This is a genomic window from Gilliamella sp. ESL0443 (assembly GCF_019469165.1).
GTDB classification, from domain to species: Bacteria; Pseudomonadota; Gammaproteobacteria; order Enterobacterales; family Orbaceae; genus Gilliamella; species Gilliamella apicola_E.
The window spans coordinates 2,378,186-2,404,493 of sequence record NZ_CP048263.1; the positions used below are offsets into that span (position 1 = coordinate 2,378,186).

26 protein-coding genes are annotated in these 26,308 nt (G+C 34.5%); 17 read left to right on the forward strand and 9 right to left on the reverse strand.

The window, feature by feature from the left end; all coding sequences use genetic code 11:
• Positions 1-145: 145 nt before the first annotated feature.
• A complete protein-coding gene (locus GYM76_RS10890) occupies positions 146-958 on the reverse strand; it encodes a flagellin (protein WP_065562537.1) in 813 nt (270 codons plus the stop codon).
• A gap of 648 nt (positions 959-1,606) precedes the next feature.
• On the opposite strand from GYM76_RS10890, the gene fliD reads away from it, so the two are divergent.
• The 3 genes from fliD to fliT are packed head-to-tail and all read left to right on the forward strand — an operon-like array spanning position 1,607 to position 3,767.
• Positions 1,607-3,040, forward strand: coding sequence for a flagellar filament capping protein FliD (fliD, locus tag GYM76_RS10895; RefSeq protein ID WP_220225471.1), 1,434 nt, complete (start codon positions 1,607-1,609; stop codon positions 3,038-3,040).
• Between the two features lie 11 nt (positions 3,041-3,051).
• Positions 3,052-3,420, forward strand: a complete 369-nt coding sequence (gene fliS, locus GYM76_RS10900) for a flagellar export chaperone FliS (RefSeq protein ID WP_065561862.1) — start codon at positions 3,052-3,054, stop codon at positions 3,418-3,420.
• A 2-nt stretch (positions 3,421-3,422) separates the two neighbouring features.
• Entirely contained in the window at positions 3,423-3,767 is a 345-nt protein-coding gene (gene fliT / locus GYM76_RS10905; RefSeq protein ID WP_220225472.1) for a flagellar protein FliT, read from the forward strand.
• Positions 3,768-4,002: 235 nt separating this feature from the next.
• Here fliT and fliE read toward each other — a convergent pair whose 3' ends face one another.
• Complete coding sequence (gene fliE, locus GYM76_RS10910; protein ID WP_065561864.1) at positions 4,003-4,314, reverse strand: flagellar hook-basal body complex protein FliE; 312 nt, start codon at positions 4,312-4,314, stop codon at positions 4,003-4,005.
• Between the two features lie 153 nt (positions 4,315-4,467).
• On the opposite strand from fliE, the gene fliF reads away from it, so the two are divergent.
• The 13 genes from fliF (at position 4,468) to fliR (ending at position 15,082) form a co-directional block, all read left to right on the forward strand.
• Complete coding sequence (fliF, locus tag GYM76_RS10915; RefSeq protein ID WP_220225473.1) at positions 4,468-6,162, forward strand: flagellar basal-body MS-ring/collar protein FliF; 1,695 nt, start codon at positions 4,468-4,470, stop codon at positions 6,160-6,162.
• Positions 6,162-7,160, forward strand: a complete 999-nt coding sequence (gene fliG, locus GYM76_RS10920; RefSeq protein WP_065561866.1) for a flagellar motor switch protein FliG — start codon at positions 6,162-6,164, stop codon at positions 7,158-7,160. The genes fliF and fliG overlap by 1 nt, the downstream gene beginning before the upstream one ends.
• Positions 7,144-7,902 carry a flagellar assembly protein FliH gene (locus tag GYM76_RS10925; RefSeq protein ID WP_220225474.1) on the forward strand — a complete coding sequence of 253 codons (759 nt, stop codon included), beginning with the start codon at positions 7,144-7,146 and terminating at the stop codon, positions 7,900-7,902. Before fliG ends, GYM76_RS10925 begins: the two co-directional genes overlap by 17 nt.
• On the forward strand, positions 7,892-9,289 hold the full coding sequence (fliI, locus tag GYM76_RS10930; RefSeq protein WP_370632572.1) for a flagellar protein export ATPase FliI: 1,398 nt from the start codon (positions 7,892-7,894) through the stop codon (positions 9,287-9,289). The genes GYM76_RS10925 and fliI overlap by 11 nt, the downstream gene beginning before the upstream one ends.
• Positions 9,273-9,737, forward strand: a complete 465-nt coding sequence (gene fliJ, locus GYM76_RS10935; RefSeq protein ID WP_220225476.1) for a flagellar export protein FliJ — start codon at positions 9,273-9,275, stop codon at positions 9,735-9,737. The genes fliI and fliJ overlap by 17 nt, the downstream gene beginning before the upstream one ends.
• Positions 9,727-10,824: a flagellar hook-length control protein FliK gene (locus tag GYM76_RS10940; protein WP_220225477.1), complete on the forward strand. Its 1,098-nt coding sequence runs from the start codon at positions 9,727-9,729 to the stop codon at positions 10,822-10,824. The genes fliJ and GYM76_RS10940 overlap by 11 nt, the downstream gene beginning before the upstream one ends.
• Before the next feature lie 175 nt (positions 10,825-10,999).
• Entirely contained in the window at positions 11,000-11,461 is a 462-nt protein-coding gene (locus tag GYM76_RS10945) for a flagellar basal body-associated FliL family protein (protein ID WP_065561871.1), read from the forward strand.
• 5 nt (positions 11,462-11,466) lie between these two features.
• Positions 11,467-12,498, forward strand: coding sequence for a flagellar motor switch protein FliM (fliM, locus tag GYM76_RS10950; RefSeq protein WP_220225478.1), 1,032 nt, complete (start codon positions 11,467-11,469; stop codon positions 12,496-12,498).
• A gap of 46 nt (positions 12,499-12,544) precedes the next feature.
• Positions 12,545-12,859, forward strand: a complete 315-nt coding sequence (gene fliN / locus GYM76_RS10955; RefSeq protein WP_370632649.1) for a flagellar motor switch protein FliN — start codon at positions 12,545-12,547, stop codon at positions 12,857-12,859.
• A 13-nt stretch (positions 12,860-12,872) separates the two neighbouring features.
• Positions 12,873-13,244: a flagellar biosynthetic protein FliO gene (fliO, locus tag GYM76_RS10960; RefSeq protein WP_065561874.1), complete on the forward strand. Its 372-nt coding sequence runs from the start codon at positions 12,873-12,875 to the stop codon at positions 13,242-13,244.
• 1 nt (position 13,245) lies between these two features.
• A complete protein-coding gene (fliP, locus tag GYM76_RS10965; RefSeq protein ID WP_220226224.1) occupies positions 13,246-13,989 on the forward strand; it encodes a flagellar type III secretion system pore protein FliP in 744 nt (247 codons plus the stop codon).
• Positions 13,990-14,003: 14 nt separating this feature from the next.
• The gene (gene fliQ, locus GYM76_RS10970) at positions 14,004-14,273 is read left to right on the forward strand and encodes a flagellar biosynthesis protein FliQ (RefSeq protein ID WP_065561876.1); all 270 of its coding nucleotides are present in this window, start codon (positions 14,004-14,006) and stop codon (positions 14,271-14,273) included.
• A 5-nt stretch (positions 14,274-14,278) separates the two neighbouring features.
• Positions 14,279-15,082, forward strand: a complete 804-nt coding sequence (fliR, locus tag GYM76_RS10975; protein WP_220225479.1) for a flagellar biosynthetic protein FliR — start codon at positions 14,279-14,281, stop codon at positions 15,080-15,082.
• Positions 15,083-15,214: 132 nt separating this feature from the next.
• Here the strand turns inward: fliR and GYM76_RS10980 are convergent, their stop codons facing one another.
• The 5 genes from GYM76_RS10980 to miaB all read right to left on the reverse strand — a co-directional run bounded on the left by GYM76_RS10980 (position 15,215) and on the right by miaB (position 22,007).
• Positions 15,215-16,396 (reverse strand): serine hydrolase, encoded by a 1,182-nt coding sequence (locus tag GYM76_RS10980; protein WP_065733601.1) that lies wholly within the window; start codon positions 16,394-16,396, stop codon positions 15,215-15,217.
• A 14-nt stretch (positions 16,397-16,410) separates the two neighbouring features.
• On the reverse strand, positions 16,411-17,520 hold the full coding sequence (gene mrdB / locus GYM76_RS10985; RefSeq protein WP_220225480.1) for a peptidoglycan glycosyltransferase MrdB: 1,110 nt from the start codon (positions 17,518-17,520) through the stop codon (positions 16,411-16,413).
• Positions 17,520-19,457, reverse strand: coding sequence for a penicillin-binding protein 2 (gene mrdA, locus GYM76_RS10990; protein ID WP_370632650.1), 1,938 nt, complete (start codon positions 19,455-19,457; stop codon positions 17,520-17,522). Before mrdA ends, mrdB begins: the two co-directional genes overlap by 1 nt.
• A gap of 29 nt (positions 19,458-19,486) precedes the next feature.
• Positions 19,487-20,488, reverse strand: coding sequence for a PhoH family protein (locus GYM76_RS10995; protein WP_065561881.1), 1,002 nt, complete (start codon positions 20,486-20,488; stop codon positions 19,487-19,489).
• A gap of 91 nt (positions 20,489-20,579) precedes the next feature.
• A complete protein-coding gene (gene miaB / locus GYM76_RS11000) occupies positions 20,580-22,007 on the reverse strand; it encodes a tRNA (N6-isopentenyl adenosine(37)-C2)-methylthiotransferase MiaB (RefSeq protein WP_220225482.1) in 1,428 nt (475 codons plus the stop codon).
• Positions 22,008-22,273: 266 nt separating this feature from the next.
• Between miaB and GYM76_RS11005 the strand changes: the two genes are divergently transcribed.
• Complete coding sequence (locus tag GYM76_RS11005) at positions 22,274-23,506, forward strand: N-acetylmuramoyl-L-alanine amidase (protein ID WP_220225483.1); 1,233 nt, start codon at positions 22,274-22,276, stop codon at positions 23,504-23,506.
• A 29-nt stretch (positions 23,507-23,535) separates the two neighbouring features.
• On the opposite strand, the gene rsmG is transcribed toward GYM76_RS11005, so the two are convergent.
• Positions 23,536-24,135 carry a 16S rRNA (guanine(527)-N(7))-methyltransferase RsmG gene (gene rsmG / locus GYM76_RS11010; protein WP_220225484.1) on the reverse strand — a complete coding sequence of 200 codons (600 nt, stop codon included), beginning with the start codon at positions 24,133-24,135 and terminating at the stop codon, positions 23,536-23,538.
• Positions 24,113-26,005, reverse strand: coding sequence for a tRNA uridine-5-carboxymethylaminomethyl(34) synthesis enzyme MnmG (gene mnmG, locus GYM76_RS11015; protein ID WP_220225485.1), 1,893 nt, complete (start codon positions 26,003-26,005; stop codon positions 24,113-24,115). Before mnmG ends, rsmG begins: the two co-directional genes overlap by 23 nt.
• Positions 26,006-26,308: the final 303 nt, after the last annotated feature.

Below are 26,308 nucleotides of genomic sequence, written 5' to 3' on the forward strand. Positions count from 1 at the left end.
GGAATATTATGACGATAATTGACTGAGTTAATGGCAAGAATAAAGTATTAAAAAATAGGTAATTAACATTATTAGCAATAATGGTATTAAAAAATACCATTATTACTATAGTATAAAAATTAAAGTAAAATTTTAGAGATATACTTTATTGTAATAAAGACAGTACAGATTGAGGTACTTGGTTAGCTTGTGCTAATACTGAAGTACCTGCTTGTTGTAAAATTTGACCACGAGTCATATTAGAGACTTCTTCAGCATAATCTGCATCTTCAATACGGCTACGCGCAGAGCTTAAGTTATTTACTGTATTGTTGATGTTAGTTACAGTTGACTCAAAACGATTTTGTACCGCACCAAGCTCACCACGTAATTCATCAATTTTTGATAATGCAGCATCAAGTGTTTTTAAAGGATCTGCTGTTGGGCTTGAAGAAACATTAAATGAAGCTAAACCGAGTTCAGTACTGTCAATTTTTTTCAAATTGATTTCAATAGTTTCACCATCATTTGCACCCACTTGTATTTTAAGTGTTTTATCAGCAGATAATACTTTAGTACCATTGAAATCAGTTTGTTTAGATACACGGTCTATCTCTTCTAAACGTTGATCAATTTCGTTTTGAATTGATTCTAAATCGCTTTGAGAGTTTGTACCATTTGCCGCTTGAACAGTCAATTCACGAATACGTTGAACGTTGTTATTAATTTCGTTTAATGCACCTTCAGTTGTTTGAGCTAAAGAGATACCGTCATTTGCATTACGTGCAGCTTGAGTTAAACCACGAATATTTGAAGAAAAACGATTAGCGATTGCTTGACCTGCTGCATCATCTTTAGCGCTATTGATACGCATACCTGATGATAGACGCTCAATTGCAGTTCCAAGAACACTTTGAGAATTATTCAGATTGTTTCTTGCCATTAAAGACATAGTATTGGTATTAATTACCTGTGCCATTTTTATCTCCTTTAATATGATTAGTTAGATCAACGAGATATTGAAAATATTATTCAATACTTTTGCTGATGATTTAGTTATCGGTATTAAAAAAAGAAACTTTAATATTTTTTTAATTTTTATTTTATGTCGTCGAATAAAACCGAATAACTAATTAAGTTTGATAAAACGCTCAGAGGTCCTAATACATTTTTATATGTAAATTAATCGGTAAAAAACAGTTGATAGCCTTATTTAATAAAGGCCAAGGCAAAACCGCCTAAACTCCTATCTATTTAAATAATTGCAATATATTTACTAATAATAGAAATTATATTAGAAAGATCACTACTTAATTTTATTTTTAAATTACGCCCACCATCCTTAAAAACATTTAGCTTTTAACACTCTGGAATATCAAAGCTCATTGATTAAAAAGATAATTTATAACTCCAGCAGCAATATATCACCTACATCTTTTTACAGTGCAAAATTGATATGGATATAACATTGATAACTGAATAAATAACTGGTTTTTGAATAGATAAAATCGCCTAGCAATATATGCATTGCCAAAACCTAATTATTTATTAGTAAAAATATCTAAACTTTTTATTACATCAGTCGATAAAACAAGAGATGAAAGAATTTATAATAGGATAATAAAACATGGCAATGAGTATATTGGGGATTGGTTCTGGTATTGATTTAAATGAAGTATTAGATCAATTAGAAGCGGTAGAAAAAAACCGTCTTACGCCAATAAAAGCACAGCAAAAAACAATTAATAATAAAATAAGCGGTTTTGGCAAATTAAAAAGTGCATTATCAACATTTAATAGCGCAACAGCAAAACTACAAAAAAAAGAGCTGTTCCAAGCTAGAACGGTATCGGGCAATGACAACTACTTTACTACTAACGTAAGTAGCAATGCTCAATTAGGTAATTATGCAGTGAGTGTGCAACAACTTGCTAGCGCACACAGCGTTGCTACTAATACAATAAACGATAAACAAACAGCGTTAGGTAACAATAATGAAACGCGAACAATCACCATCGAACAAGCTAATGGTCAAAAATTAAATGTCACTTTAGGCAAAGATGAAACATCCTTAGAATCAATCGCAAATGCAATTAACCAAGCTAAAGTGGTTAATGAAGATGGCTCAATCAGTGAATCTCCCGTTAATGCAACAATTGTTCGTTCAGGAACCGATAGCTATCAACTGGTTATCACATCTAAAGAAACGGGTGAACAACAAACTATAACTTCAATATCATCCGATGATGAAAAACTCAATTCATTAGTTGGTTTTGATATTAATCAAGCTGATTCATCAGCAATGAGCGAAGTCGCTAAAGCGCAAGATGCTAAATTTAGTTTTAATGGTATTACCGTCAATAGTGCATCAAATACCGTTAAAGATGTCATCCCTGGCGTTGATATCACTTTAAAAGCAGTAACCACCACATCGCAAAATTTAACTATTAACGCAGATAACGAAAAAACCCAAGAGGCACTTAAAGAGTGGGTGGAGGCATTTAATCAATTACAATCAACGATATCAACCTTAACTCAATTTACTGCTAGTGATGCCAATTCAGATGAATTAAATAGTAATAATGGACCACTGGTTGGTGATTCAACACTACGTAATATAGATCAAAGTATCCGATCTATCTTTTCGAAAGGTCAAGCTGGTGAAATCTCTGTATTGGCTCAAATCGGTATCAATATGGATAGTAATGGCAAGCTAATTATTAAAGAAAACGAATTAGAAAAAGCCCTCAAAGAAAACAGTGAAGCAGTCGCCATGCTATTTATTGGTGATGGTGAAACGACAGGCATAGCTAACGAAGTATGTGCCAAAGTGAGTAGCTTCATTGATAGTGATGGCATGATTGATACCGCAACTAACGGCTTAAACTCAACCTTAAAATCATTAGATAAACGCTATGATCAAGTTAACAACTCTATTGACCAAACTATTGAACGTTATCGTGTACAGTTTACTAAATTAGATATCTTGATCAATGAATTAAATGGTATGAGCAATTACTTAACCACACAATTCGAAATGATGGCGAACATGAAAAAATAAGGAATATAAAAATGGGAGTTCAAGCTTATAAGCAAGTTAATTTAGAAACGAGTGTTAATCAGGCTTCGCCACATCAGCTTATTGTTTTATTATTCGAGGGCGCACTTAATGCTATTCGTTTAGCTGAGTTATATATAGAAAAAGGGAATATTGCAGGCAAAGGGCAAGCCATTTCGAAAGCAATTAATATTATAGATAATGGACTTAAGAGTTCACTTGATCTAGAGCAAGGTGGTGAAATTGCCGAAAATTTAGATCAATTATATCAATACATCAGTCAGCAGTTGGTTTTAGCCAATTTACATAATGATAAAGACAAACTGCAAGTCTGTTTTAATTTGCTTGATAACATTGCTCAAGCTTGGCGGGAGATAGCATAGTTATGGGAATATCAGTTTTAAATAATAATTTATTATTAGAACAATATGAAAAGCTTAATTATGTTGTTGAGCAAATGCTAATTAATGCACAAAAAGAAAACTGGGAATTATTAATCAGCTGGCAAGCTCAATACCACCAATTATCTAAAGATATCCAACTAATTGATACGATACCATCACCACAGCAAGATATGATTCGAATGTATATCAATAATATTTTGGGTTATCAAGAGCAATTAGAACAATTAATACATCTACGGCATGATGAACTTACCAGACTCATTGGCGAGCAGGTTAATTATCAAACTAAAATAGACAGTTACCAAAAAATTGCCAACCTAGCATAATTCACTAAGTAATCAAAAAAATAGACTAAAAATAATTGAGGAGCGGGGTTTTTTTGCATATTAGAATCGCTAAAAACCCCGCTCCTCAACTTTTTTTATTATCAAATTAAACTAGTTAAGGTTATAAAAGGTGAATAGTAGGCTGACTTTTTAACAATATAGATGAAAACCAATTTTTGATAAAAATTGGCAGTTGATGAATGGCGATTTTTAAACAAATAGAATCATTAATAAATTAAACATTCATATTCATGATTTCTTGATACGCTGCTACTAACTTATTTCTAACTTGCACGCCAAATTGCAAAGAAACCGAAGACTTTTGCATATTAACCATTACTTCATTTAATGAAACATTAGGTTCACCCATTTCAAAAGCTTTAGCTTGCTTACTTGCCTCAATTTGAGTTTGGCTAATTTTATCTAATGCCATTTTTAATTCAGCAACAAAATTTTGCTCTTTACTTACCTGTTGATTCGAAGAAAAATCCAATTTAGTTGCCGGATTAAAAGCCTCGATACTGTTCATCATATTAATTATATTCATCTTAATAAAATTACCGCTTAAATTATCACAAAGATAACAATCTAAAAGCGATAACTAAAGGGTAAAGCATGTGCTTTTTTAGCTATTGATTTTTATAAATACACAGATAATAGACCCTAGAATTAATCTAACCTGTTTAGAATTAGGATACATATGGATAGCCAGTCAGTAGGTAACAAAGGCGAATCAATATTGAATAAGTTACCATTTATCAATCAATTAAAACAAAATCGAAAAATGCTGCTCCTTATTGTAGGAGTGATCGTAATAGCTATAAGTAGTATCACCTATTTATGGCTTAAGAGTGATGATTACGGTGTGCTATTTAGTAATTTGAATGATAAAGATGGCGGTGAAATCATTAGCCAACTTGATAAGATGAATATTCCTTATAAGTTTTCATCATCCGGCACAACGATCTTAATTCCCGAAAATAAAATTTATGATACTCGCCTACGAATTGCTCAACAAGGTTTACCTAAAGGCGGTGCTATCGGTTTTGAACTGCTTGATAAAGAAAGTTTTGGAATGAGCCAGTTCAATGAACAAATCAATTATCAACGAGCATTAGAAGGCGAATTATCCAGAACGATTTCAATCATTAGTAGTGTTGATGATGCCAGAGTGCATTTGGCTATGCCAAAACCCTCTTTATTTGTTAGAGAAAGAAAATTCCCTTCTGCATCAGTCGCATTAACTTTATTACCTGGTCGCTCGCTATCTCAAGGTCAAATTGACGCTATTATCCACTTAATTTCAAGTAGTGTGCCGGAATTACAAGCGGATAAAGTCACTATCATCGATCAAAACGGTAATTTATTGACTGGAGAAAAATACCGCGATACTAACGTTAATGTTGCCCAATTAGAATATAGTGAACGAATCGAAAATTTGGTGCGTGAACGCGTAGAAAAAATCATTATACCAATTTTAGGTAAACAAAATGTTAAAGTTCAAGTTAATGCTGACATTGACTTTAGCCGTCAGGAATCAACATCCGAAATCTATGATCCTAATAGCGATGTTAACAATCAAACCATTCGCAGTAAGCAGCAAGTTGAAAACCGTCAATTAGCATCAAGCAATGCTATTGGTGGTGTACCAGGGGCTTTATCTAACCAACCAGTACCAACACCAAGTGCACCAATTGATGGAGAGAATGAAGTAAAAGATAAAGACGACAAGCAAAAAATGTATCATTTACAATCCAATAATACGTTGAACTTTGAAGTTAATCGTCAAATTATTCATAGCAAAATTCCTGAAGGTCGTATCAAGCGCTTATCTGTCGCGGTTCTAGTTAATTACAAATTTGCGACAATCAATAAAATTGCATCGTCAAATGAAGAAAATCAAAAAAATGAAGCGGTCGAAAAATGGGTAAAACTCGATAAAGAAGAGCTTACTCATATTGAAGCACTAGCACGTCAAGCTATGGGATTTTCTGACTTGCGTGGTGATTCATTAACGGTAGCAAATTTGAAATTTACAGATCAAATAGATGATGAAAATGACGCCATCACCTTTTTACAAAAACATGAAGTTTACGACATGCTGAAAACGGCAATTAAATATCTAATTTATATCTTAATAATATGGTATGCATGGCGAAAAGTACTGCGTTCGGTATGGGTTAAGATTCAAAGACAATACCTCAATACGGATAAATCTGACGGCACGATGGGCGCTGAAGATAAGCTTGATTATAAAGCACACAGTAAACTGCAACAGAAAATTTTTGAAGATAATATGCAACAACAGCAATACATCCGAAAAATTGTCGAAAAAGATCCTCGTGTAATGGCTCTCATTATTCGTGGTTGGATGAACAAGAAGGACACCGAGTAATGAATTTAAGTGAATCTCAAAAAGCAGCGACAATTTTAATGATTTTAGGTGAAGAATTAGCTGCAAAAGTAATGCAATTTTTAGACCATAAAGAGGTACAACAAATTAGTAGTGCCATGATGGGATTGCCACAATTAACACAAGAACAACTCAAAAATATTCTTAATGAGTGTCAAACCACACTTGATGATTGTGCCGTATTAAATACCGATACTAATGGCTATCTACGAAAAGTTCTCGAAAAATCAATTGGTAGTGATAAAGCCAGCCGTCTACTTGATGAACTATTAGATACCGATATTGAAGATACTACCGATGGCTTAAAAATGCTTAACTTTGTTGATGCGGCCAGAGCTGTTGATTTGGTTAAGAAAGAGCATCCACAAATTATCGCCACAATTTTAGTTCACTTAAATCGTGACTTAGCTGCTGAGATATTAAATCTATTTGATGATGATCTGCGTAATGATGTAATGCTACGTATTGCAACCTTCGGTGGAGTAGAGCCTTCAGCGTTAGAGGTATTATCAACATCGTTATCAACTTTACTACATGGACAAAATATTAAACTTAATAATATGGGGGGTATCCGCACCGCAGCAGAAATCATCAACCTGATGAAATCACAACAAGAAGAATTGGTTATCAATGCATTACGTGATTATGACAATGAGTTAGCTCAAAAAATCATTGATGAAATGTTCTTATTCGAAAATCTGGTTGATGTGGATGATAGAAGTATCCAACGTCTACTCAAAGATGTGGATAATGAAACCTTAATTATTGCCCTGAAAGGTGCGACAGAACCATTACGGGAAAAATTATTATCGAATATGTCGCAACGTGCTGCATCTATATTACGTGAAGATTTAGAAAACAGACCACCAGTGCGCTTGTCACAAGTTGAAACCGAACAGAAGAAAATTTTGGTTATTGCTCGTCGTTTAGCTGAAACCGGTGAGATGATCTTAAGTAGCGGTGATGATGAATATGTATAATCAAGCTAATACCTTAACTTGGAAACCATTACACTTTCAAGATTTAGCAGAATCATCACCACTCATTCCTGAAACCGATGGGCTAGAAGAGTGTGAACCAGAACTTGAAATAGTCGATGAGGCCGATACCAATTTTATTGATATTAATAGCCCTGAAATAACGCTAGAACTTGAAAATATCAAACAACAAGCACGAGAAGAAGCCTATCAAGAAGGTTTTAATCTAGGTAAAGAAGAAGGTTTCAATATTGGTAAACAAACAGGGTATGAGGAAGGGTTAACAATAGGCCAACAAGAAGGCCTGGAGAAAATAGAACAACAGATAAACGAAGAAAAATTAAATACTGTTGAATCCATCAAAAATCTAGCAATTCATTTTCAGCAGTCAATTAATCAAATTGATGAAAAAATTGTACCAAAGCTATTTGATCTCGCTTTACTTGCCGCTGAAAAAACTGTTGGTTCGTTATCCAAAGTAAAACAAAAGCAATTAATGCATTCGATCAAGTCATTAATTGAACAAAATACAATTGCACCGATTGTGGTTCGAATCAATCCGAATGATTTTTTATGGCTAGAGCCACAGCTAGATGATCAACTAAAAAACGAATGGCAATTTATTGCCGATGCAAATATAGAATTAGGTGGCTGCAAAATATTTACTGAAACAAATGAGATCGACGCAAGTATAACCAATCACTGGCAAATTATTTCTGACACAGTGCATGGAGATGAGCGTTAAGGTGAGCTTTTGTACGCAATGGGCAACTAAAATTGATAGTGCTAAACAGAAATTAGAGTCTGCATCTTTAATTCGTCAATATGGTCGATTGGTTAAAGCGTCTGGTCTTGTTCTAGAAGCTATTGGTTTAAAACTACCATTAGGATCCAACTGTTTTGTTGAACGACAATTAGATGGCAAAATCCAAGCGGTTGAGTGTGAAGTAATTGGTTTTAAAGGAAAAACACTATACCTCATGCCGTTTGAATCAACAGACGGTATATTACTCGATGCAAGAGTTTATACATCACAATATGATTTAACACATTTTAGCCACAAAGTTTTACCAATTGGTATGGGGTTATTAGGCCGAGTTGTCGATGCAATGGGAAAACCTCTCGATGGCAAACCATTACCTGAAGATATCGAATATGAAGGATTAATTAATAAAACACTAAATCCGCTAACCCGAACACCAATTCATCAAGTTCTCGATGTTGGCATTCGTGCAATCAATGCATTATTAACCGTTGGTCAAGGTCAGCGAATGGGGCTTTTTGCAGGTTCAGGCGTTGGTAAAAGTGTTTTACTTGGCATGATGGCAAGATACACCAAAGCCGATATTATTGTGGTTGGTTTAATCGGTGAGCGAGGTCGAGAAGTAAAAGATTTTATTGAAAATATTTTAGGTGAAGAGGGCTTAGCTCGATCTGTTGTTGTTGCCGCGCCTGCTGATGTATCGCCATTATTACGTCTACAAGGTGCAGCCTACGCGACTAAAATTGCTGAAAAATTTCGTGACCAAGGATTTAATGTATTACTCATTATGGATTCATTAACACGATACGCCATGGCACAACGTGAAATAGCCTTAGCGATCGGTGAACCACCAGCGACTAAAGGATATCCTCCTTCAGTATTTGCAAAATTACCAGCATTAGTTGAAAGAGCCGGTAATGACGCTGAAGGCAAAGGCGCTATTACCGCTTTTTATACCGTGCTAACCGAAGGTGATGACCAGCAAGATCCTATCGCTGACTCAGCTAGAGCAATTCTCGACGGACATATTGTTTTATCCCGTTCTCTTGCTGAATCAGGTCATTATCCAGCTATTGATATTGAAGCATCAATAAGTCGCGTGATGACAGAACTAACCAAAGACGAAAAAAAATCACGGTTATTTAAGCAATTATTTTCAAGTTTCCAACGAAATCGTGACTTAATTAATGTTGGCGCTTATGTAGCAGGAACCGATCCTTTATTAGATAAGGCAATAACGCTTTTTCCTGATATGCAACAATTTTTACAACAAGGAATTTATGAACATTGTAGTTATCAAGACGCTTATCAACAGTTAGCAAGAATTGTTGATTCAAACTTAGGAAAGAACAATGGCCAATCAATATAATGGTAAATTTGCCTTTTTAACATTAAAAAAGTTAGCTGAAAAATCAGTCGACGACAAATTGATTAAATTAAAAAATGCGCATGATAATAAGCGTAATGCTCAATCACAACTAAATGTATTGAATGATTACTATAATGAGTACCAACAGCGCTTAAATAAAGCGTTATCAGTTGGCATTACAGGATCAGAACTGAACAATTTTAATGCTTTTATTACTGCTATTGAGCAAGGGATCACACAACAAAAAAAGTTATTGTTAACTTTAGAAATTAAACAAAAACAGATTACCAATGAGCTAAATCAATCACAAAAAAGTCTCAATACTTACACCACATTATTGGATAAACAAGATAAAAAACGACTGCTACAGCAAAGCCGTTTACAACAAAAATTAACCGATGAATTTGCACAGCAGCAGTTAGCAAGGAGAATGTTGAATGAATATTAATCAATTTAGCGATATCCCATTAATATCACCTATAGAATTGAATGAAGTATCAATTATTGAAGACGATTTTTTTCAGATTTTATTACAGTTTAATGAAAAACAAGAGTTAGGCGAAAATAATAGCCTAGCCAAAGCTAATATTCTCGAGAACAAACTCGATCATCAATTAGATGATCAAGAAGAGGAAGATAGTGATGAATTATTCACACTATTTCCACTAACTTTGCAAGTCGATGAAGAGCCCATAATTAATAATGAGCATAATCATACTGAACAGCCAGCAATACGTGAATTAAAAATTAATACTACAGCTAATGATATACTTTTAAAGGCACCAGTTTCTGATGATATAACACTCAATGTAGATGAAAAAGCAGCAGAAATTCTAACTATTATTAATAGTAGTGAACAAGTAATCATTAAGCCAAATAAACAAACGAGTTTGCTAACGAATGATGAACATAATATATCAACCAATATAAATTCAGTTAAAACCTCAAATCAACCATTACCAACTCTTACTAATACTCAAAATAATAATATCGATTTACCTATCACCAATTTTGATATTAACCACTTTGAACAAGAACCTACATTACTAGTCCATAGCCCAAATCAATTAACCACATCAACACCATTAATTGAAAGTCAAAAAACGTTAAATATAAATTTACCTATGCCAATGGATATTACTGAATGGCAAAAAACATTAAACGAAAAAATTAGTCTCGTTTGTCGTCAAGGTATCCAAAATGCGGAAATCAAATTACATCCTGAAGAATTGGGTTCGCTGCATATTAAATTGGCAATAGTTGATGACAAAATGAACCTTCACATGGCTGTTGCACATAATATGGTTAAAAGCGTGTTAGAATCAGCTTTACCGCAATTAAGAACTTCATTGGAAGAACAAGGTATTATGTTAGAGCAGACCGATATTAGTGATTTTTCAATGATGAATGACTCCTCATCACCTTATAAACAAGAGTTTGAAATAGAGCAATTAATGGACGATAAAAATCAAACACTTCATGAACTTGATCATCCATCAAACATTGTTCAATCAGGATTAAGTATTTTTGCCTAAATAATAGTAATTGAAACAGTACTACGTTTTGATAGCTAGAGATTAAAAAGGTTGAATAGGTCATATTTTTACTGCCTATTCTTCCAATTAATTCTCAAAGCATGATTTATTATTTTGGTAATTTTTGGCTATTTAAATAGACATTTCATTAATTTTCATTGAGACAATAATAAATATGCAAACTACCAAGAAAAAAATAAGTATTTTAAATCTAGTACTTATTTTAATTACCCTTTTAGCAACAGGTTTTGCTGCTTATTTATGGTTACAAGATTCTCCTAAAACGACGCCCCATGTAGAACCAGAAGTGTTATCACCGGTTTTTTTAACATTAAAACCTTTCACAATTTCACTTCCACCATCTAAAGAAAATTTAGAAATCAATAAAATTCTATACGTTGGTATGGTGTTACGCGTCGCTGATGAAGAACAAAAAACCGTTTTATTAGATTATCTTCCTGAAGTAAGAAGTGACGTACTTTTGTTAACTTCAAAACAGTACGTTAATAATTTAAAGAAAGAGTCAGGCAAACTTGAATTACAAGAGCAGATAAAAATGGCATTATCTCGCCAATATGATGCAAAACATTCAGTAAAAATTGATGAAGTTCTATTTACTGATTTCATTGTAAGGTAATTATCATGTCTGATAAGCTTCAACCTAATACCGATAAAAGTGAATCTTTGCATTCACAAAATAATTCAGCCAGCATAAAAAATGATGCTGAGCAAAATTATCATTTACAACAAAGTAAACGGACTGAAGTTAAGCCTTATGATATATCAGTTAAACATAGCTTTATCCCAGAAAGACTAACCGCGTTAGAGATTATTAATGAACGCTTTGCACGTCAATTTAGAATTGGATTATTTAATTTATTACGCCGAAATACTGATGTTATAACCTCACCCATTGAACCCCAAACGTTTAAAGAGTTTTCACATGTTTCAGCAACCAATCATTTAAATTTAGTTCATCTTAACCCTTTGCGGGGAAGTTGCTTATTTTCATTTTCACCTGAATTAGTATTTATTGTTGTTGATACTCTTTTTGGTGGGGATGGCCATACTACTAATGTTGATACTGAAGTACGAGAGTTTACTCATACTGAGCAAGAGATTATTCGACGAGTATTAAGTCTTGCTTTAACAACTTATCAAAGCTCCTGGATTGATGTATACAATATTGAAACCGAATACATCCGCTCTGAAGTAGAAAGCAAATTTACCAACATTACCAGCTCGCCTGACGATGTTGTGTTAACTTCATCATTTTTAGTCGAAATTGGTAATTTTAAAGGAACATTTTGCATATGTATTCCTTATGCAATGGTTGAACCAATTAAAGAGCTATTAATTAAACCACCGATAGAAAACCAAACTCACCAAGATGATAACGTGTGGATGAGCTCACTGACGAGTGGTATTAAACAATCAACCGTTGAGTTAGTCGCAAACTTTACAAACATTCAAACAACTGTTGCCAAATTATTAGCATTAAAAGTCAGTGATATTTTGGATATCGAAAAACCAACAAGCCTTGATGTCACCATTGGCGGTGTACCAGTATTAAAAGGTCATTATGGTAGCGTCAATAAACAATATGCAATCCAAGTAGATCAGATAAGCAATCCAGTTTTAGAACAATTGAATGAAGGAGTGTTCAATGAGTGATATACCAAGTGATGATAGCCAACTAAATATTAGTGATGAATCAGTAATGAAAGAAGCTATTTTCGAAACCCTTTCACCACAACCAACAGACGTAAAAAAGCAAGATATTAACCTTATCCTAGATATTCCAGTTAATCTAAGCGTAGAACTTGGTAGAACCAAAATGGCCATTAAAGATCTTTTAAATTTAACTCAGGGTTCAGTTATAGCCTTAGACGGTTTAGCTGGTGAACCTTTAGACATCCTTATTAATGGCTATTTAATTGCGCAAGGTGAAATCGTTGTAGTTGGAGATAATTATGGAGTACGAATTACCGATATTATTACTCCATCAGAACGTGTTCGTAGATTAAGCCGTTAAAAATGAGATAACCATGACCCAAACTTTATCCGCCATTCCAGTAGAATCAAGCCTATATAGCCAGATCGGCATGGCATTTTTTTGTGTAATTGCTGTTATCTTATTTTTAGCATGGATAATAAAACGAATTGGTTGGAAAAAGTCTACGAAACAATTCATTGATATTAAAGCAACTTATAATATAAGTGCTAAAGAGCGCATTCTTCTGGTTTATGTTGATCATCAATTACTGGTAGTTGGTGTTACTGCACAACAAATGACATTACTGCATACCATAAATGAACAACGCACTGAAATGTTATTAGCTGAGCCCGCTGAGGTTGAGCAATTGTCAAAAAGTAACCTGTTTAATCAGATATTACAATCTGTGTTAGACAAGAGGTAAAATAGTGCGGTTAATACATATTATTTTGCTAAACGTACTGTTTTTTAGTCAATGTAGTTTTGCTCAATTATCACCATTAACAATTGTTTCTCAAACACCCTATCAAGAAGGACAAAGTTGGCCTTTACCTGTTGAAACCTTAGTCTTTTTAACTTTACTCACTTTTATCCCAATTATTCTACTACTAATGACGAGTTTTACTCGGATCATTATTGTATTAGGATTATTGCGAAGTGCACTTGGCACACAATCTGCACCACCTAATCAAGTGATAATAGGCATTGCGTTATTTATGACATTTTTTATCATGTCACCAACACTCGATAAAATATATCAAGAGGCGTATGTACCTTATTCGAAACAACAAATCACCATGCAAGAAGGGTTAAATGAAGCAACAAAACCGCTTCGTGAATTTATGCTCTCTCAGACTCGTGAAAGCGATTTAGGGTTATTTGTAAATATGTCTCATACGAATGAAATTCAAACTCGTGAAGATATCCCACTACGAATTTTGGTGCCGGCTTTTATCGTTAGTGAACTCAAAACCGCTTTTCAAATTGGCTTTACACTGTTTATTCCTTTCTTAGTAATTGATTTAGTTGTCGCCAGTACCTTAATGGCGTTAGGGATGATGATGGTGCCACCAGCAACGGTATCTCTACCATTTAAAATTATGTTGTTTGTATTAGCTGATGGCTGGCACTTACTATTAGGTTCGTTAGCACAAAGTTTTTTTAGTTAAAGTAAAGGAATATAATGCCATCTGAATATATTAGCCATTTCGCCATACAAGCCATCAAGGTTGCAGCATCGCTTGCTGGTCCTTTATTAATAGCGGCACTGGTCACAGGATTAATCATCAGTTTACTACAAGCAGCAACCCAAATTAATGAGATGACGTTATCTTTCATCCCAAAAATTTTGGCTGTTATTCTAGTATTAATTATTTTAGGTCCATCAATGCTAACCACAATGATCGACTATATTCGCCTTGTCATCACTAGCATTCCCAACCTAACAAGTTAACCTTAATGGATTTAGCTATTGTCGATCTATTGAATATTGATTTTTTTGCTTGGGTTCAATCAAGTTTTCTCCCTTTTGTTCGTATTTTAGCTTTAATTATGGTCGCACCAATCACTGGCGAAAAAGAAGTACCAAACCGTGTAAAAATAGGTTTAGCAATACTTATAGTCATTGTGTTACCTTTACCAAAGTTAGACGACAACCTTACCCTTTATTCATTAATGGGCATCTGGATTATTGCTCAGCAAATCATGATTGGCATCCTAATTGGTTTTGCAATACAACTTACCTTTATGACGGTTAGATTTTCGGGGGAATTAATTAGTATGCAAATAGGATTAGGAATGGCCACTTTTTATGATCCTATCAGCGGTCCATCAACCTCGGTATTATCACGTTTAATTAATATTATTGCTATGTTGATATTTCTTAGTTTAGATGGTCATTTATGGTTACTTTACGGATTAGCTAACAGTTTTGATATCATTCCTATTACGGTCTATCCTTTAAAACAAAACGGCTATTTAGCCTTAATCGAAATAACGGGTCTATTATTTAATAACGGTATTATGTTGGCATTACCATTAATGACATTATTACTTATTATTAATCTGTCATTGGGCTTATTAAATAGATTTACACCACAACTATCAATTTTTGTGGTCGGCTACCCGCTTACATTATTATGTGGGCTAACGATGTTATCGTATCTATTTTCTGCTTTACCATTGTTTGTCGAATCAATTTTAGAACAGATCTTTTCAACAATTTCTCGCATCTTAATCTATCTTGCTGATGTATCTACTTAGACAAAAAAAGTTGAGGAACGGGGTTTTTGAACGCCTAAATTAGAGATAATTAACGCTTGATAAAATCAAATTTTGCTTAAAATAAAAAACCGCTGCGTAAACAAAAGTCACACAGCGGTTATTAAGAAAAAATTAATTAAATAATTTATGGAATTGTAAACATATCCAATCCCAAATGCCGCCGAAGAATCCAGTTTCCTCAATATTTTCAAGCGCAACTAAAGATTGTTCATTGATAACTTTATCATCCAATAAAAATTGAATTTTACCAACCGCGGTTCCTTTGGTTATTGGTGCATAAATATAATCATCAATGGTATATTGCACTTTAACATCTGCTGAACGACCTTTCGGCACTGTGATATAAGCGCCATTGATCGCACCTAATTTAACTTTATTTTCATCACCATACCAAATTGACTCAATCGCGAGTGGATCATTGGGTTTTACTGGATTTGCCGTTTCAAAGAATCTGAATCCCCACGTAAGTAATTTTTTACTTTCTTCTTCACGACCTTTAAATGTTCGACCACCCAATACCGCTGAAATTAAACGTGTATTACCATCAACAGCAGAAGCAACAAGGTTATAACCGGCTGCGTTAGTATGTCCAGTTTTAATGCCATCTACATTTAATGTAGTATCCCAAAGTAATCCATTACGATTCATTTGAGGTTTAGAAAGATTGTAGGTAAATTCTTTTTCTTTATAAATTGCATATTCTTTTGGTAAGTCACGGATTAAAGCCTGACCTAACAACGCCATATCTTTAGCTGTGGTATATTGACCCGGTGCATCAAGCCCGTGCACAGTTTCAAAATGAGTGTGTTGTAATCCAATTTTTTTCGCATATTCATTCATCAAATTAACAAAAGCACCTTGGCTACCTGCAACATGTTCAGCCATAGCAATACATGCGTCGTTACCCGATTGAATAATGATACCTTTATTTAAATCAGAGACCGAAACAGTCTTACCGACTTCTAAAAACATTAATGATGAGCCTTTTAATACTGGGTTACCTGTTGCCCACGCATCTTTACTCACTAATACCATATCATCATTTTTAATTCGGCCTGATTCTAAGGCTTGACCAACAACATAACTTGTCATCATTTTAGTTAAACTTGCTGGATCGCGTTGTTGTTCCGCATTATATTGCGCTAAAATTTCGCCAGATTTGGCATCCATTAAGATATACGCTTCAGCATCTAGTTGTGGAATAGCCGGTATAGGAAAAGCCATTTCCGCAGAAGCAGAAGAACATATTGCGAGCACTAATAATCCAAAAGATAATTTAAATTTCTTTTTCATTTATAAAAATTCCGTTAAATGTTTTTAGATAACATATATCGATGAGTGTGAATAGACATCATAATGCCAAAACTTGCCATTAAAACGACTAATGATGAGCCACCATAACTTATTAGTGGTAATGGTACACCAACTACTGGCAATATTCCACTGACCATACCGATATTAATAAATACATAGACAAAAAAGACCAAAATTAAACCACCAGAAAGGATTCGGCCAAAAGTCGTTTGTGCTTGAGAGGCAATAATCAAACCTCTAATTATTAAGCATAAGAATAAGACCAGCAAAATAATCGAGCCAATAAAACCAAACTCTTCTGCGATGACTGAAAAAATGAAATCAGTATGGCGTTCAGGTAAAAATTCTAACTGTGACTGGGTACCTTCTAGCCAGCCTTTGCCCCATATTCCACCTGATCCAATTGCTGTTTTAGATTGAAGAATATGATAGCCAGTACCATTAGGGTCACGTTCAGGATTAATTAGCGTTAATACTCGTTCACGTTGATAATCGTGCATTAAGTAGAACCACATAATCGGTACGAAGATAGCCAACAATATCAAAGCAACAAGAATAAATCGCCAATTAATACCAGCCAAAAAGATAATAAAAATACCAGACATGACAATTAAAATAGCTGTTCCCAAATCGGGTTGCATTGCCACCAATAGTGTTGGCACACCGATAATAGCTAATGTTTGTAAGGTCGTTTTTAGTGGTGGAGGGCAACCATCACGATGAATAAATTTAGCTACCATTAAAGGAACAGCAATTTTAGCAATTTCTGAGGGTTGAAAACGAATAACTCCTAAGTCTAACCAGCGTTGAGCGCCTTTACTGGTGTAGCCAAAAATATCAACCAATAGTAATATAAAAATACAGGCAATATAAAGATAAGGTGCCCACTGTTCATAACTTCTTGGTGAAAACTGTGCAAAGACAATCATCACAAAAAAACCAAGTAATATTTGGATCACTCTTTTTTGCATCATATCTATATCTTGACCGCTAGCACTCCATAGAATATAAAGGCTATAACCAAGTAGTAAGGTGATAAATAAGCAAAAAAGCGGATCGATATGTATCTTTTGCCAAAAAGATTTCTTAATATTATTCATCATTAATCTTCATGTCCTGTATTAGGTGATTCATCGTTTAATTCCGTTGAGTTATCACCTTCAAGATAATAATCTAGTATCTTACGTGCGACTGCACCACCATTGGAGCTTCCTCCTCCACCATTTTCCAGAACAATCGCTAAGGCTATTTTCGGTTTATCGTAAGGTGCGTAAGCAATAAATAAAGCATGATCGCGTAAATGTTCAGGTATTCTATGTGCATTATAGGTTTCGTTTTCTTTTAAACCATAAACTTGAGCAGTACCTGATTTACCCGCGGCTTGATATTTAGCGCCTGCATAAACTTTACGCGCAGTGCCTCGAGCACCAAACATTACTCGATGCATACCTTCTTTTGCTAATGCCCAATAGGTTGGATTAACATCAACAAGACTGTTTTTTTCAATATATTTTGATGGATCAATCAGTGGTTGATTTTGATTGGTATTGATAATGTCGCTCTTTTTATATAATAAAAAGTGTGGTGTATAGGTTTTACCATTATTAATTAGTGTAGTTAATGCTTTAGCCATTTGCATTGGCGTTGCTGTCCAATAACCTTGACCTATACCGACAGGAATAGTGTCTCCTTGTAACCAAGATTTTTTATGGCGTTTTAATTTCCATTCACGACTTGGCATGACAGCTCGTGTCTCTTCACTAGGCGAGATATCAATGCCTGTTCGCTGGCCATAACCAAACTTAGTCATCCATAAATTTAAGCGATCTATCCCCATGTCATATGCAACTTGGTAAAAATAGGTATCTACTGATTCTTCTATCGCTCGTAATACATCGACATGACCATGCCCCCATTTTAACCAGTCTCGATAACGTCTTTCAGTGCCCGGTAATTGCCACCAACCCGGATCGTTAACCACACTTTTTGGTGAAACAACGCCTTCACTTAATGCTGCTATCGAAATAAATGGTTTAACAGTTGAAGCTGGGGGATAAGCACCGAGCAATGCACGGTTAAATAGTGGTTTACTTGGATCATTAAGTAACTCACTATATTTCTTACTTGAAATACCACCTACAAAGTCGTTTGAATCATAACTTGGGCTTGATACCATTGCTAATATTTCACCATTATTTGGATTAATAGCAACAACCGATGCTTTACGGCCAGCAAGCAGTGATTCAATATAGAGTTGTAATTTGAGATTAATGGATAAATAGATATCTTCACCCGCTTGTGGTGGATGTTGTTCAAGTAAGCGAACAATACGACCTCGGCTATTGACTTCAACCTTTTCGTTACCCGCCGTGCCATGTAAAACATCTTCGTAATATCGTTCAATCCCCATTTTTCCAATATTAAAGGTAGCCACATAATTGCTAGCTTTATTTTCTTCTTCTAGACGTTGCTTATCTTGACTGTTTATTTTAGATATATAACCAAGAATATGGGTAAGTGAAGCACCGTATGGATAATATCGATGTTGAATTTTTACAATTGATACAAAAGGAAATCGATGCTGATCAACAATAAACCGAGCAATTTGTTTTTCGGTTAAGTTTTCTTTAAGTGGTACAGGACGATGAGATCGATAATTTCGTCGCTCCTTTTGGAAGTTTTCAATATCTTCATCAGTTAAATCAACAATCTTTTTTAATTGTTCAAATTGCTCATTAAGGTTTTTAGTTTTGTCAGGAACAATATTAAGTTGATAGGTAATATTATTTATCGCTAATGGCGTGCCATTACGATCATAAATCATACCGCGACTTGGAGGAATAGGGATAATTTCAATACGATTATTGTTCGATTTGGTGCTGTAATAACTAAAATTCGATATTTGCAAATCAGCTAAATTGGCTAATAATACAAAAATTAGTAGTATAATTACGACAAATGCAAACAGTGCTCTACGCAAAAATAAGTTTGTTTCTGCGGAGTGATCGCGAATATAGCCTTTTTTTGTTTTACCTGAAATAGAGATAATCTAACTCCTCTAAATTCTGTTTATAGATGTTCTTTTTGTTCCCATTTTTCATAAGCATTAACAATTCTAGCTACCACAGGATGGCGAACTACATCTTCACTCTTGAAAAAATTAAAACTAATATCTTCAACTTCATTTAATACTTCTATTGCGTGACGTAACCCAGATTTTTGATGACGAGGTAAATCTATTTGGGTTATATCACCCGTTATTACCGCTTTAGAATTAAAACCAATGCGGGTTAAAAACATTTTCATTTGTTCTATTGTTGTGTTTTGGCTTTCATCAAGAATAATAAATGCATCATTGAGTGTACGCCCACGCATATAAGCTAACGGAGCAACTTCAATCACACTTTTTTCAATTAGTTTTTCGACTTTTTCAAAACCAAGCATTTCAAATAAAGCATCGTAAAGCGGACGCAAATAAGGATCGACTTTTTGGCTTAAATCACCTGGTAAAAAACCCAATTTTTCACCGGCTTCAACTGCAGGGCGTGTTAATACAATTCGTCTAACTTGTTGTTTTTCAAGTGCATCAACTGCGGCAGCTACAGCTAAATAGGTTTTACCTGTACCAGCAGGACCGATACCAAAAGAGATATCATAATCTAATACATGAGCAATATATTGTGCTTGATTAGGCGTGCGGGGTTTTATTACTCCTCGCTTGGTCTTTATCATCACTTGTTTGCTACCATGCAGATCAACATAACTAGGTGCGTGTTCATTAGCTTTTTCTAACGCACCTGATTCTTTAATAGCTAAATGTATCTGCTCTGGTTCTATATCGACAATACTGTCTTTTACTTTAGTTTGTTTATACAGCGATTGTAAAATCTCAGTTGCCGCTTTTGCACAAATTATATCGCCAGTAATAGCAAATTGATTACCCCGATGGTTTATTTCTAATCCTAATCGTCGTTCAAGTTGTTTGATATTGTCATCATAAGGACCACAAAGACTATTAAGCCGCTGATTATCTGCTGGTTCAAGCATTGTTTCATATGTCGTAATATTCAAAGATATGTCCCCAAATCGTTTATTTTAAACACGTTCTTTTGAGCCAAAATTTATCAACATGTTATATATTATTATTTCAATCATTATTTAATTATGGTTGATAGATAGCCACACCTAAATCGTTTTCTTTACGGGTACGAGAGATGACCGATATTGGTGATTCACTTACACGTAAATTCATCTGATCCTCTGTTCTTACTACTTTACCACGCAATGAGTTAGGATAAACATCGGTAATTTCAACATCAACAAATTTACCAATCATATCCGGACTACCTTCAAAATTAACAATACGATTATTTTCTGTTCGTCCAGTTAATTCCATAAGATCCTTTTTAGAAGGGCCTTCAACTAAAATACGTTGCACAGTATTTAACATGCGACGACTAAATTGCATTGCTTGTTGATTGATTCGTTCTTGGAGAATATAGAGCCTTTGTTTTTTCTCTTCTTCAGAAACGTTATCTTCCATTTCAGCAGCAGGTGTACCTGGTCGTGCTGAATAGACAAAGCTATAACTTAAATCAAAATTAACATCAGCAATGAGTTTCATGGTTTGTTCAAAATCTTCTTGGGTTTCACCAGGGAATCCAACAATAAAGTCTGAACTAATTTGAATGTCAGGACGAACTTTGCGTAATTTGCGAATGATTGATTTATATTCAATTGCTGTATGAGTGCGTTTCATTAAATTTAACACTCGGTCTGAACCACTTTGTACCGGCAAATGTAAAAAGTTAACCAGTTCTGGCGTATCACGATATACATCGATGATATCATCAGTAAATTCAATTGGATGGCTGGTTGTAAAGCGAATGCGATCAATACCATCAATAGCAGCAACTAAGCGTAGTAGTTCAGCGAAAGAACAAATATCACCATCGAAAGTTGGCCCTCGATAAGCATTTACATTTTGACCCAGTAAATTAACTTCGCGTACACCTTGTTCAGCAAGTTGAGCTATTTCATAAATTACATCATCACAAGGTCGGCTCACCTCTTCACCACGGGTGTAAGGTACCACACAATAAGTACAGTATTTATTACATCCTTCCATAATTGAAACAAAAGCTGTTGGACCTTCACTGCGAGGTTCGGGTAAACGGTCAAATTTTTCAATTTCAGGAAAACTAACATCAACCACATGATGGCCATTACCACTACGAATTTGTTCAATCATCTCGGGTAAACGATGAAAAGTTTGTGGTCCAAAAATAATATCAACAAAAGGAGCACGCTTACGGATATGTGCACCTTCTTGTGATGCTACGCAACCACCTACACCAATGATGATATCAGGGTTATGTTGTTTTAAATTTTTCCAACGGCCTAGTTGATGAAAGACTTTTTCTTGGGCTTTTTCTCGAATAGAGCAAGTATTTAATAGTAAAATATCTGCTTCTTCGGCATTTTCTGTTAAAGTTAAACCATGGGTGGATTCAAGGAGATCTGCCATTTTTGTTGAATCATATTCATTCATTTGGCAACCCCAAGTTTTGATATGTAATTTTTTGCTCATCAATAACTCAGCTATATTTAATTGTTAAAATGAAAACGGGTTTAAATCCGTGATTTTAGCGTGCCATATTGTAATCCTTTGTGATTGTAGGGTCTATAATTAATATAAAAAACTATATTTATATGCTTTATTTAGAAAATAATGTCTAATTAGTAATTAATCTATCGAAAAAACAACTGATTATGATAATCATTCTTTTTAATATCGTTTTATTTTATGCTATTATTCTTGGCCTATTAATATTACTAATATAAAAGTGTCTAGGTATGTCGAAAACTTTTAGTCCAACAAAGCGCTTTTTGATCAAAGGCATTATTGCTACTTGTCTATTATCTGTTACACGAGTTGGCTTTGCTGCGGCAATGGCTCAAGTTGTGGCTGTGCGTGTTTGGCCTTCATCAACCTATACACGAATAACGTTAGAATCAAACGTTAAGCTTAATTATAAAAGCGCACAATTATATAACCCTGATCGTATGGTGATTGATATTGATAATCTCAATTTAAATCCAATATTAAAAGCCGTTTCGACAAAAGTTTTAAGTCGTGATCCTTTTATTAAATCTATACGTGCATTACAGTTAGATCCTAAAACTGTACGTATTATGATCGAATTAAAACAGGGTATTGATCCTAATACGTTTACATTACCACCGATTGCTGAATTTAAACATCGATTAGTCGTTGATCTTTATCCGTCTAAACCGGCTACAGCTAATGATGATCCTTTACTTGCTCTTTTAGAAGAGTATCAAAAAGGGGATCTAAATAAAAAACAAGCGCAAATAAAATCGCCAACGAATAAAAATAAAAACTCGCCTATTATTGTTATGCTCGATCCTGGTCATGGTGGTGAGGATCCTGGTGCGATTGGCTACAAAAGAACACGAGAAAAAGACATTGTTTTGCAAATTGCCAGACGAACATATAGTTTGCTAAAAAAAGAACCAAATATAAAAGTTTATATGACTCGTAATGAAGATGTTTTTATTCCATTAAAAGTTCGAGTAGCGAAAGCGAGATCTTTACATGCGGATCTATTTGTCTCTATCCATGCTGATGCTTTTGCGAGTCGATCTGTTAGAGGGTCATCTGTATTTGCTTTATCAACACGTGGAGCTAGTAGTTCTGCTGCAAGTTATTTAGCGCAAACTCAAAATGATGCAGACCAAATAGGTGGTGTTAGCCGAAGTGGTGATAAATATTTAGATAACACTATTTTAGATTTAGTGCAAAAAACAACCCTTTCTAATGGTGTATTATTAGGGAGTGCTATTTTAAATCGAATGAAAAATGTAAATAAATTACATAAACCATCGATAGAAAAAGCAGGTTTTGCAGTGTTAAAAGCGCCAGATATTCCATCAGTTTTAGTTGAAACAGCCTTTATTAGTAATATAGCTGAAGAGCAAAAACTTAAAACAGTAGCCTTCCAAAATCAGGTTTCTAAAGCCATAGTTGATGGTATTAAGGATTATTTGAAAAGACGTAAAAATTGATCTAAAAAGTGATTAGATCAATTTATTTTTTATTCAATGATCATTAATCGTCTTTCAGCATTCAATTCAGGTATAGTAAGTTTTATATCTTGTTTCAGCGTAAATCCTTCAGGGATAGGATCAAGATCACTGCCTTTTAACGCATAAAATAATCCTTGTTCATTAGGAAGATGTTTACACCAGGTTAACATATCTTGTAAAGAAGCAAATGCTCGACTTATTACCCCATCGAATTTTTTTTGATTATATTCTTCAATACGGCTTTGAATTGGTTGAATATTTGGTAGCTTTAATTCAAATTGAACTTGTTTTAAAAAACGGAGCCTTTTACCTAAACTGTCAACGAGATCAAATTGTTTGTCTGGATTGATGATTGCTAAAGGAATCCCTGGTAATCCAGGGCCTGTACCTACATCAATAAACGTGCTACCAACTAAATAAGGTGAAACAACTAAGCTATCCATAATATGTTTTATTAACATTTCATTAGGATCACGCACCGCTGTTAGGTTGTAAGCTTTATTCCATTTATTAAGCATTTCAACGTAATTGATCAGTTGATCAATTTGCTGACAATTGATTGGAAGATCCGTTTGATCAATAAGATTAATGAGTTTCTTTTTTAACATAGTTCTTCTTTTTTAAATAAACTAATAACATTGAAATTGCAGCTGGTGTAATACCTGAAATACGTGAAGCTTGGCCAATTGAAACCGGCTTATGTTGTTTTAATTTAGCAACAACTTCGTTAGATAACCCTGATATTTCAGCATAATCTATATGTTCAGGTATGAGAGTTTCCTCATTTCGTTTTTGTCTTTCTATTTCTTCAATTTGTAGTTTTATATAGCCGTCATACTTAACTTGAATTTCAACTTGTTCTGCTGCTTGATCATCACTTAGCCCTGGTGCAAATAGAGACAGGGATTGTAGAGTTTTGTAGCTCATTTCAGGGCGTTTAAGCAGCTCTTCTCCATTGGCTTCTTTGGTAAGGTTAGCGCTTAATACCGCATTAACTTCATCAATTGTTTCAATGTGAGGATGAACCCAAATGTCACGAAGACGTGCTCTTTCTTGTTCAATAGCTTCAAATTTTTCGTTAAAACGTTGCCAACGGTAATCATCAACCATTCCAAGTTGTCGTCCAATTTCTGTTAAACGAATATCTGCATTATCTTCACGTAACATTAAGCGATATTCAGCTCGTGAAGTAAACATACGATAAGGTTCATTAGTACCTAAAGTACAAAGATCATCAACCAAAACCCCTAAATAAGCTTGATCACGCGTTGGATACCATTGATCTTGATCATAAACAAAACGAGCTGCATTTAATCCTGCCAGCATACCTTGAGCAGCGGCTTCTTCATAACCTGTAGTACCATTGATCTGTCCTGCTAAAAACAAGCCTTTGATCACTTTACTTTCAAGAGTTGGTTTGAGATCACGAGGATCAAAGTAATCATATTCAATCGCATAACCTGGTCTGACTATATTGGCATTTTCCAGTCCTTTCATACTGCGAACAAAAGCTAATTGTGTGTCAAAAGGTAAACTTGTTGATATTCCATTTGGATAAATTTCATTACTGTCTAAACCTTCCGGTTCTAAATAGATCTGGTGCGAGTTACGATCAGCAAAACGCATTATTTTATCTTCGATTGATGGACAATATCGTGGACCTACACCTTCAATAACACCTGTATACATAGGGCTACGATCTAAGCTGTTTCGAATAATATCATGTGTGGTTTCATTAGTACTTGTTATATAACAAGGAATTTGTTTAGGATGCTGTTTAGCATCACCTAAAAATGAAAATACAGGCACAGGATCATCACCGTATTGTGTACCTAATTTAGAAAAATCTATGGTTCTAGCATCGATACGAGGCGGCGTTCCTGTTTTTAAACGACCCATTCTAAATGGATATTGATGCAACGATTTGGAAAGACCTATCGAAGCAGGATCACCCGTTCTACCGCCACTATAATTATCAAGTCCTATATGGATTTTGCCATCTAAGAAAGTGCCAGTAGTTAATACAACAGATCTTGCTTTAAATGAAACACCCATTTGTGTAACCACCCCCGTGATCTGATCGTTTTCAATGATCACGTCTTCAACTGATTGTTGAAATAACATTAAGTTTTCTTGGTTTTCAAGGGTTGTTCGTATTACTTTACGATACAAAGATCGATCCGCTTGAGCTCGTGTTGCTCTTACAGCAGGACCTTTGCTGCTGTTTAAGATCCTAAATTGGATCCCAGAAAGATCAATAGCATGTGCCATTAATCCACCCATTGCATCAATTTCTTTTACCAAATGTCCCTTACCAATACCACCAATAGCAGGGTTACATGACATTTGTCCTAACGTATTGATATTATGGGTTAAAAGTAATGTTTTTCGGCCCATTCTTGCTGATGCCATTGCTGCTTCTGTTCCGGCATGGCCACCACCAACGACGATGACATCAAAAAGATCTGGATAAAACATATAAAGCCTCGTTTTTTATTTTACAGATAGATGATCATTATTTTGATCAGGTGATTTGGTTTTATTTAGCGTAAGGAATTTTACTCATCTTTTTTATTACGTCAAATGATCTATTTTGATCATCATTTAAATTAAATAAGATCTTTTTGTGATCTTTTTTATTTTTACTATTATTAGTTTGGATCATTTTTGTTGATAACTCTTTTTTATGATTATTTTATAGGATCTTAATGATCGTCTAATGCTGTTAATTGATCGGATCTTTTTTTAGTTAATCCTGTTTATAACTCTTATTTTTATCCA

Coding starts and splice junctions, on each gene's coding strand:
- GYM76_RS10940 (WP_220225477.1), top strand. CDS start 9,727: ATGAATATTAATCAATTTAGCGATATCCCATTAATATCACCTATAGAA.
- fliD (WP_220225471.1), top strand. CDS start 1,607: ATGGCAATGAGTATATTGGGGATTGGTTCTGGTATTGATTTAAATGAA.
- GYM76_RS11005 (WP_220225483.1), top strand. CDS start 22,274: ATGTCGAAAACTTTTAGTCCAACAAAGCGCTTTTTGATCAAAGGCATT.
- fliR (WP_220225479.1), top strand. CDS start 14,279: ATGGATTTAGCTATTGTCGATCTATTGAATATTGATTTTTTTGCTTGG.
- GYM76_RS10925 (WP_220225474.1), top strand. CDS start 7,144: ATGATGAATATGTATAATCAAGCTAATACCTTAACTTGGAAACCATTA.
- miaB (WP_220225482.1), bottom strand. CDS start 22,007: ATGAGCAAAAAATTACATATCAAAACTTGGGGTTGCCAAATGAATGAA.
- fliF (WP_220225473.1), top strand. CDS start 4,468: ATGGATAGCCAGTCAGTAGGTAACAAAGGCGAATCAATATTGAATAAG.
- fliM (WP_220225478.1), top strand. CDS start 11,467: ATGTCTGATAAGCTTCAACCTAATACCGATAAAAGTGAATCTTTGCAT.
- fliE (WP_065561864.1), bottom strand. CDS start 4,314: ATGAATATAATTAATATGATGAACAGTATCGAGGCTTTTAATCCGGCA.
- mnmG (WP_220225485.1), bottom strand. CDS start 26,005: ATGTTTTATCCAGATCTTTTTGATGTCATCGTCGTTGGTGGTGGCCAT.
- fliO (WP_065561874.1), top strand. CDS start 12,873: ATGACCCAAACTTTATCCGCCATTCCAGTAGAATCAAGCCTATATAGC.
- fliT (WP_220225472.1), top strand. CDS start 3,423: ATGGGAATATCAGTTTTAAATAATAATTTATTATTAGAACAATATGAA.
- fliS (WP_065561862.1), top strand. CDS start 3,052: ATGGGAGTTCAAGCTTATAAGCAAGTTAATTTAGAAACGAGTGTTAAT.
- GYM76_RS10945 (WP_065561871.1), top strand. CDS start 11,000: ATGCAAACTACCAAGAAAAAAATAAGTATTTTAAATCTAGTACTTATT.
- fliJ (WP_220225476.1), top strand. CDS start 9,273: ATGGCCAATCAATATAATGGTAAATTTGCCTTTTTAACATTAAAAAAG.
- rsmG (WP_220225484.1), bottom strand. CDS start 24,135: ATGTTAAAAAAGAAACTCATTAATCTTATTGATCAAACGGATCTTCCA.
- GYM76_RS10890 (WP_065562537.1), bottom strand. CDS start 958: ATGGCACAGGTAATTAATACCAATACTATGTCTTTAATGGCAAGAAAC.
- GYM76_RS10980 (WP_065733601.1), bottom strand. CDS start 16,396: ATGAAAAAGAAATTTAAATTATCTTTTGGATTATTAGTGCTCGCAATA.
- fliQ (WP_065561876.1), top strand. CDS start 14,004: ATGCCATCTGAATATATTAGCCATTTCGCCATACAAGCCATCAAGGTT.
- fliI (WP_370632572.1), top strand. CDS start 7,892: ATGAGCGTTAAGGTGAGCTTTTGTACGCAATGGGCAACTAAAATTGAT.
- fliN (WP_370632649.1), top strand. CDS start 12,545: ATGAAAGAAGCTATTTTCGAAACCCTTTCACCACAACCAACAGACGTA.
- mrdB (WP_220225480.1), bottom strand. CDS start 17,520: ATGATGAATAATATTAAGAAATCTTTTTGGCAAAAGATACATATCGAT.
- fliG (WP_065561866.1), top strand. CDS start 6,162: ATGAATTTAAGTGAATCTCAAAAAGCAGCGACAATTTTAATGATTTTA.